Genomic DNA, 7,043 nt, shown 5'->3' on the forward strand with positions numbered 1-7,043 from the left:
GAGGGTGAGATTTTTCGGGAGGAGGTGAAATGTCGCGTCGGACTGTGCGCAGTGAGCGGTTCGACGCGGCATCGCATCGGGCAAGGCCGACGCGCCGCACCCGTTGGCCTCTCGTGATGCACGTGTTTGCACGCAACGGTGTGCTTCACCGCGTGATGCATCTCACTGATCGCACAGCGCCGGCAGTGGATTGACGATCGGTGTGCACGCGCGCGATGTGCAACTCACCGATCGTGTCGACGTCGACGACGGATCGCGGGAGCCGTGCGCGTTGCGGGGCGGTATTGCTCACCACTCGACTTCACCGTGCAGGCGACGGTACTCGCACGAGTGCGCAAATACGTTGCGTGTTGCTCACCGCACTTCCCTCACCGCTCACCGATTCACGCAGTCACGCCCCGGCGCGTGCGATCACGCCGGGCACGATCGTCAGCCCGCGATCCGCGCGGCGATCGCCTCACCCACTTCCTGCGTCCCCGCATTGCCGCCGAGATCGCGCGAATGCGGCCCCGTGCGCAGCACGTCCTCGATCGCGGCGACGATCGCATCGTGCGCTTCGCGTTCGGGGCCGGCGCCGTTGCCGAGGAAGTCGAGCATCAACGCTGCCGACCAGATCATCGCGACCGGGTTCGCGATGAATTGCCCCGCGATGTCGGGCGCGGAGCCGTGCACGGGTTCGAACAGCGACGGGAACTTGCGGTCGGGGTTCAGGTTCGCCGACGGCGCGATGCCGATCGTGCCCGTACAGGCCGGCCCGAGATCCGACAGGATGTCGCCGAACAGGTTCGACGCGACGACGACGTCGAAGCGGTCAGGCTGCAGCACGAAGCGCGCGCACAGGATGTCGATGTGCTGCTTGTCGACGGCGATGTCGGGATAGCGTTCGGCCATCTCGGCCGTGCGCGCGTCCCACCACGGCATGCTGATCGCGATGCCGTTGCTTTTCGTCGCGACGGTGAGGCGCTTCGCGCGCCGCTGTGCGAGGTCGAACGCGAATTTCAGCACGCGCTCGGTGCCGTGACGCGTGAAGATCGACTGCTGCATCACGATCTCGCGTTCGGTGCCTTCGAACATCGTGCCGCCGACCGACGAATATTCGCCCTCGGTGTTCTCGCGCACGATCATGAAGTCGATGTCGCCCGCGCGGCGGCCGGCGAGCGGCGACGGCACGCCGTCGAACAGGCGTGCGGGCCGCAGGTTGATGTACTGGTCGAACTCGCGGCGGAATTTCAGCAGCGAGCCCCACAGCGAAATGTGATCGGGCACCGTCGCCGGCCAGCCGACCGCGCCGAACAGGATCGCGTCCATGCCCGACAGTTGGGCCTTCCAGTCGTCCGGCATCATCTTGCCGTGCTGCGCGTAGTAGTCACAGCTCGCCCAGTCGATCTGGACGAAGTCGAAGCGGACGCCGAAGCGCGCGGTCACGGCGTCGAGTGCGCGCAGGCCCTCGGGCATCACTTCGCGGCCGATACCGTCGCCGGGAATCACGGCAATCTTGTAAGTCCTGTCGGTCATGCAAATCTCCTTGGCTGGGCGGCCGGCTGCCTGGAGCGGTAGCGGCGCGTTACATCATTCTATTTATTTCCATTCAGATTAAAATCACGCGAAAGGTTAATCGACTTTCCACGAATCGTGAACAAATCGCCGAATCTGGACGACCTGCGCGTGTTCAGCCTGGTCGTCCGCCTGACCAGCTTCAGCGCGGCCGCCGAGCAGCTCGCGGTGTCGCCCGCCTATGTCAGCAAGCGCATCGCGTTGCTCGAGGCGCAGCTCGGCACGCGCCTGCTGCATCGCTCGACGCGCCGCGTGACGGTCACCGAAGCCGGCGAACGCGTGTACGCGCGCGCCGAGAAGATCCTCGACGACGTCGATCATCTCGTCGAGGACGTGTCGACCACGCGCACGGTGCCGCGCGGCACGCTGCGCATTTCGAGCAGCTTCGGCTTCGGCCGGCACATCATCGCGCCGGCGCTGCTCGACTTCACCGCGCGCTTTCCGCAGCTGAACGTGCGGCTCGATCTGTTCGACCGGCTCGTCGATGTCGCGGGCGAAGGCTACGACCTCGACGTGCGCATCGGCGACGAGATCGCCGATCACCTGATCGCGCGCCGCCTCGCCGCGAACTACCGCGTGCTGTGTGCCGCGCCCGACTATCTCGCGCGGCGCGGCACGCCGCGCTCGCTAGCGGATCTCGCGTCGCATGACTGTCTGGCCATCAAGGAGCGCGATCACCCGTTCGGCGTGTGGCGGCTCAACGTGCGCGGCGAAACGGCAACGGTGAAGGTCGGCGGCGCGCTGTCGACGAACCATGGCGAAGTGGCCGTGCAGTGGGCACTGGCCGGGCGCGGCATCGTGTTGCGTTCGATCTGGGAAGCCGCGCCGCTGATCGAACGCGGCGCACTGTGTCGCGTGCTGCCGGACGCCATCCAGCCCGCGAACATCTGGGCCGTGTATCCGGAACGCGTCGCGGCGTCGGCGAAAGTGCGCGTGTGCGTGGACTTTCTGGTGGAGACGCTGGCCGGCTTGAATGCCGCCGCGGGTGACGAGACGGCCTGAAACCGGCTAAAGGTGAGCTTTTACGGGGGCATGTGCGGAGCATCGGCAGGCGCTTGTTTCCGGCTCGCAATCGCGTCGCGAGCCGGTCGCGTCCGACGGGCACTCACGCATCGCGGCCACGATGTACCGGGCCGGCCGACGATGGTGCCTGCACACGACTTACGCCGCTTTCGCCACGTCTGCCGCGCCGAGCATCAGATCGAGATTCTGCACGGCCGCGCCGGATGCCCCTTTGCCGAGATTGTCGAACACGGCGGACAGCAACACCTGGCCGTGATCGGCATTGACGAACACGCCGAGCCGCAGGTCATTGGTGCCGTTCAGCGCTTGCGGATCGAGATGCGTGATCGCGTGTGTTTCCGCGAGCGGCGTGACGTCGACGTGACGCGCGCCGGCGTAATGGTGCGCAAGACACGCATGCAACTGCTCACCGGTCACGCCGGCAGGCAGCAGGCGTAGCTCGATCGGCACGGTGAGCACGATGCCTTGCCGATAGGCACCGTAGGCCGGCACGAACATCGGACGATTCGTCAAGCCGGCATGCAGCTGGATCTCCGGCACATGCTTGTGCGCGAGTGCGAGGCCGTAGACCTGTAGCGGTTTCGCTTGCGAAGCATCGTTCGACTCGAATGCGTCGACGGCAGCCCGTCCGCCGCCCGAGTACCCGGAAACGGCATGGATGCTCACCGGGTAGTCGCGCGGCAGCAGGCCGGCTTGTTGCAGGGGCCGCAGCAGCGCGATCGCGCCGGTCGGGTAGCAGCCCGGATTGGTGACACGCCGTGCGTGCGCGATCGTCCGCGCGTGCCCGCTCGCCATCTCGGGAAAGCCGTAGACCCAATCCGGCTGCGTGCGGTGAGCCGAACTCGCGTCGATCACGCGCACCGCCGGATTCCGGATGAAGCCGACCGCTTCGCGTGCAGCCGCGTCGGGCAGGCACAGGATCGCGATGTCGGCCGCGTTGATCGCTTCGGCGCGCCGCACGGGATCCTTGCGTTCGGCATCCGGCAGCGTGACGAGCTGCAGGTCGGTACGCCCGCGCAGGCGTTCGTGGATCAGCAATCCGGTCGTGCCTTGATCGCCGTCGATGTAGACAGTGGGCTGGCTCATGAGGGTCGCGTTCCTTCGGTTCGGTCGTCGGGAAAGCCGTATCGTCCGCCGAACACCTAGAATAGGAAAAGTTGAATTTGCTGACTGCGAGATTCAGTTTTCCTGAACGAGAGGTGAAGGATGCGAGAGATCAGCCTGGACCGCCTGCGCACGCTGGTCGCCATCGCGGACCACGGGTCCTTTGTCGCGGCGGCGCAATGGCTGCATCTCGCGCCACCGACCGTCAGTCTTCACATTGCCGAACTGGAAAGCCGGATCGGCGCGCCGTTGCTGTCCCGCACGCGTGGCAACGTGCGGCCGTCTGCGATCGGTGAAGTGCTGGTGGAACGGGCGCGCCGCCTGCTGGCCGAGGTCGAATCCACGCTGGACGATGTGCAGCGGCAGGTGCAGGGGCTGTCCGGGCGCGTACGCCTCGGCGCATCGACCGGGGCGATCGCGCACCTGTTGCCGCAGGCAGTGGCCCGGTTGCGCGACGCGCATCCGGATATCGATGTGCAGATCGCCGTGCTCACGTCTCAAGACACGCTGGCGCGCATTGCGCAGGGCACGCTCGATATCGGACTGGTGGCGCTGCCGCAGACGGCGGTCGCGGGGCTGTCGATCCGCGCGTGGCGGCGCGATCCCGTGATGGCGTTTCTGCCGGCGGACTGGCCGCTTCCGGCGCGCGTGACGCCCGGCTACCTGGCCGCCCGCCCGCTGATTCTCAACGATGCGACCACGCGCCTGTCGCGGCTCACGACGGAATGGTTCGCGCTCGGCGGCCACCGGCCGGAGCCGCGGATCGAACTCAACTACAACGATGCGATCAAGAGCCTGGTCGCGGCGGGTTACGGCGCGACGCTGTTGCCCCATGAAGCGGGCGCCCCGCTACCCGATGCCCGCATCGTCATGCGGGCGTTGCGCCCGGCGCTGTGGCGTGAACTGGGTATCGCGCATCGGGCGGGGCCGGTCGAGCGGGCGACCCAGCACGTGCTCGATGCGTTGTGGGCGCTGAAGGCGCGCTAGCGCGCGCACGACGGGACAGCCTGCGCGGCGGTTCTTGCCGGGCGCACGTGCGCTCTGCCGTGCGCCGTTTCAGAGCCGGTTGTCCTTCGCGAGCGTCAGCACGCGCGCCCAGCGCTGCGCATCGCGCTTGTCCGTCATCGGCAGCTTCCATTCGCTGCGCACGGCGTCGCGCACGCGCACGACGAGATGCCAGCGGCCGCCGATCGGTGCGGCCTGGCAGCCGTCGAGCTGCGACAGCGTATAGCGGCCGTCCGCGCCGTCGTGCGACAGCCACAGCAGCCCCTGCGTCGCGGACACCCGCAGCTCGCCCCACGCGCGATGCACGACGTGGGTCCAGCCTTCTTCCTTCGTATTCGGTGCGATGTCGCGTCGGCGCTTGATCCACCAGGCGACGAGCGCGATCAGGATCGCGGCGGCGAGCACGGCGGCCGCGATCGCAACCGGCTGGCCGAACTGCGCGGCGATGACGTGAAACAGGTGAACCGCGCCCCATCCGAGAGCGATGAGCGCGAAGAGTGCGATGAAGATCGGCATGGCGAATCGGAGAAGAGGACGGACCGGCGCATGCATCGCGCCGATCCGTCGCACACGGCGTTACCGCTTGCGGTGAATGTCGTGCGTCACGAAGCCCGCGTCGTTGTTGGGCAGCGCGAGGCCGTCCTTGACTGCGAGCGTCTTGCGGATGTCGTCGAGACCCGCGGTCCAGTGGTCACGCATCGTCGACAGACCGAACTGATAGTCCTTGTAGTGATGCTCGTACGCCTTCTGCTGGTAGATCAGGTGCTGGATGTTGTACTTCTTGCTGCACGACATCGCATCGGCCTCGATGCACCACGGATCCGCCTTGCGCTGCTCTTCCGGCACCTGGTCGAGCACGTGGCGCAGCACGTTGCGGTAGCGCTGTTCGCGCTGCAGCGTGTCGGTGACGAAACGCGTGCGGCTCGAATACTGCACGTCCTTCGTGCGCTCGGCGACGTCGGCCATCGTGCGCGGCAGCGGCCCGCGTGCGCTCCACAGATCGACCTGGAACGCGAGCGTGTCGCGGCGCGGCCGGGCGCGGAGCACTTCCATCAGCGGCGTATTCGACACCACCCCGCCGTCCCAGTAGTACTCGCCGTCGATCTCGACCGGCGGGAACGCGGGCGGCAGCGCGCCGGACGCCATGAAGTGCTCGGGCGCGAGACGGATGCGCGAGTTGTCGAAGTACACGAAGTTGCCGGTACCGACGTTGACCGCGCCGACCGACACGCGCGTTTCGCCCGAATTGATCCGGTCGAAATCGCACAGCTTCAGCAGCGTCGCGCGCAGTTGCGACGTGTCGTACCAGCTGATCTTCTCCGGATGATCCGACACGCCCGGCAGCGGCGGCGGGAAGCGCGGCACGAAGAAGCCCTGCTGGCCCTGCATCATCGCGCTCGCGGCCTGCGACGCGGTGAAGAACGTGCGGACCTGGTCGATGCTGTTGAACAGCGCGAACTCGAATGCGGCCGGAATCGTCGGGAAGAACGCCGGCTTGCAGATCGTTTCCCAGAACTCGCGCAGCCGCTCGACACGATGCTCGGGCGCATTGCCCGCGATCAGCGCGGTGTTGAGCGCGCCGATCGAGATGCCCGCGATCCAGTCGAGCGGGATGCCCGCCTCGTGCAGCCCTTCGAACACGCCGGCCTGGTACGCGCCGAGCGCGCCGCCGCCTTGCAGCACGAGCGCGATCGTCTCGTACGGCAGCGTGCGCGCGGCGGCCGGTGCGCCGGCCTCGTGATGCAGGTCCGCCGCATCGACGGCCTGCTTTTCGGTGCGGGCGTGCGGCTTCATTGCATGAACCAGCCGTGGCTGACGATGAACGACTGGCCCGTGAGCGCGGCGCTCGGGAAGGCCGACAGGAACAGCACCGTCTGCGCGACGTCCTGAACGGTCGTGAACACGCCGTCGACCGTATTGCCGAGCATCACCTTCTTCACCACTTCCTCTTCGCTGATCCCGAGCTCCTTCGCCTGCTCCGGAATCTGCTTGTCGACCAGCGGCGTGCGCACGAAGCCCGGACACACGACGTGCGAGCGCACGTTGTGCTTCGCGCCTTCCTTCGCCAGCACGCGCGCCAGGCCGAGCAGGCCGTGCTTGGCCGTCACGTACGCCGACTTCAGCGGCGACGCTTCGTGCGAGTGCACCGAACCCATGTAGATCACGACACCGCCGCGATCGTCCTTGTACATGTGCTTCAGCGCGGCCTTGGTCGTCAGGAACGCGCCGTCGACGTGGATCGCCTGCATCTTCTTCCAGTCGGCGAACGAATAGTTCTCGATCGGGTTGACGATCTGGATGCCCGCGTTCGACACGAGGATGTCGACCGAGCCGAACGTTTCGGCCACCTTGTCGAT

General features: G+C 67.0%; 7 protein-coding genes. 2 read left to right on the forward strand and 5 right to left on the reverse strand.

Features of this window, described 5'->3' with window-relative positions; all coding sequences use genetic code 11:
• Nucleotides 1-429 precede the first annotated feature (429 nt).
• On the reverse strand, nucleotides 430-1,515 hold the full coding sequence (locus CFB39_RS32120; protein WP_089475959.1) for a tartrate dehydrogenase: 1,086 nt from the start codon (nucleotides 1,513-1,515) through the stop codon (nucleotides 430-432).
• A 117-nt stretch (nucleotides 1,516-1,632) separates the two neighbouring features.
• Between CFB39_RS32120 and CFB39_RS32125 the strand changes: the two genes are divergently transcribed.
• Nucleotides 1,633-2,556 carry a LysR substrate-binding domain-containing protein gene (locus tag CFB39_RS32125; RefSeq protein WP_089428710.1) on the forward strand — a complete coding sequence of 308 codons (924 nt, stop codon included), beginning with the start codon at nucleotides 1,633-1,635 and terminating at the stop codon, nucleotides 2,554-2,556.
• A gap of 159 nt (nucleotides 2,557-2,715) precedes the next feature.
• Here the strand turns inward: CFB39_RS32125 and argC are convergent, their stop codons facing one another.
• Complete coding sequence (gene argC / locus CFB39_RS32130; RefSeq protein WP_089475960.1) at nucleotides 2,716-3,663, reverse strand: N-acetyl-gamma-glutamyl-phosphate reductase; 948 nt, start codon at nucleotides 3,661-3,663, stop codon at nucleotides 2,716-2,718.
• 120 nt (nucleotides 3,664-3,783) lie between these two features.
• Between argC and CFB39_RS32135 the strand changes: the two genes are divergently transcribed.
• Complete coding sequence (locus CFB39_RS32135; protein ID WP_089475961.1) at nucleotides 3,784-4,668, forward strand: LysR family transcriptional regulator; 885 nt, start codon at nucleotides 3,784-3,786, stop codon at nucleotides 4,666-4,668.
• Between the two features lie 69 nt (nucleotides 4,669-4,737).
• On the opposite strand, the gene CFB39_RS32140 is transcribed toward CFB39_RS32135, so the two are convergent.
• From CFB39_RS32140 to CFB39_RS32150, 3 genes are all read right to left on the reverse strand, one after another.
• Nucleotides 4,738-5,202: a hypothetical protein gene (locus CFB39_RS32140; protein ID WP_039344585.1), complete on the reverse strand. Its 465-nt coding sequence runs from the start codon at nucleotides 5,200-5,202 to the stop codon at nucleotides 4,738-4,740.
• A gap of 60 nt (nucleotides 5,203-5,262) precedes the next feature.
• A complete protein-coding gene (locus CFB39_RS32145) occupies nucleotides 5,263-6,480 on the reverse strand; it encodes a patatin-like phospholipase family protein (protein ID WP_174976032.1) in 1,218 nt (405 codons plus the stop codon).
• A partial coding sequence (locus CFB39_RS32150; RefSeq protein ID WP_089475962.1) for a 3-hydroxybutyrate dehydrogenase occupies nucleotides 6,477-7,043 on the reverse strand: 567 nt, incomplete at its 5' end. The genes CFB39_RS32145 and CFB39_RS32150, both read right to left, overlap by 4 nt.

The organism is Burkholderia sp. AU6039 (assembly GCF_002223365.1).
In the GTDB taxonomy this organism is placed as follows: Bacteria; Pseudomonadota; Gammaproteobacteria; order Burkholderiales; family Burkholderiaceae; genus Burkholderia.

What these genes read in the sequence shown, in the direction of transcription:
- CFB39_RS32120 (WP_089475959.1), bottom strand. Translation starts at nt 1,515, where the DNA reads ATGACCGACAGGACTTACAAGATTGCCGTGATTCCCGGCGACGGTATC.
- argC (WP_089475960.1), bottom strand. Translation starts at nt 3,663, where the DNA reads ATGAGCCAGCCCACTGTCTACATCGACGGCGATCAAGGCACGACCGGA.
- CFB39_RS32135 (WP_089475961.1), top strand. Translation starts at nt 3,784, where the DNA reads ATGCGAGAGATCAGCCTGGACCGCCTGCGCACGCTGGTCGCCATCGCG.
- CFB39_RS32140 (WP_039344585.1), bottom strand. Translation starts at nt 5,202, where the DNA reads ATGCCGATCTTCATCGCACTCTTCGCGCTCATCGCTCTCGGATGGGGC.
- CFB39_RS32145 (WP_174976032.1), bottom strand. Translation starts at nt 6,480, where the DNA reads ATGAAGCCGCACGCCCGCACCGAAAAGCAGGCCGTCGATGCGGCGGAC.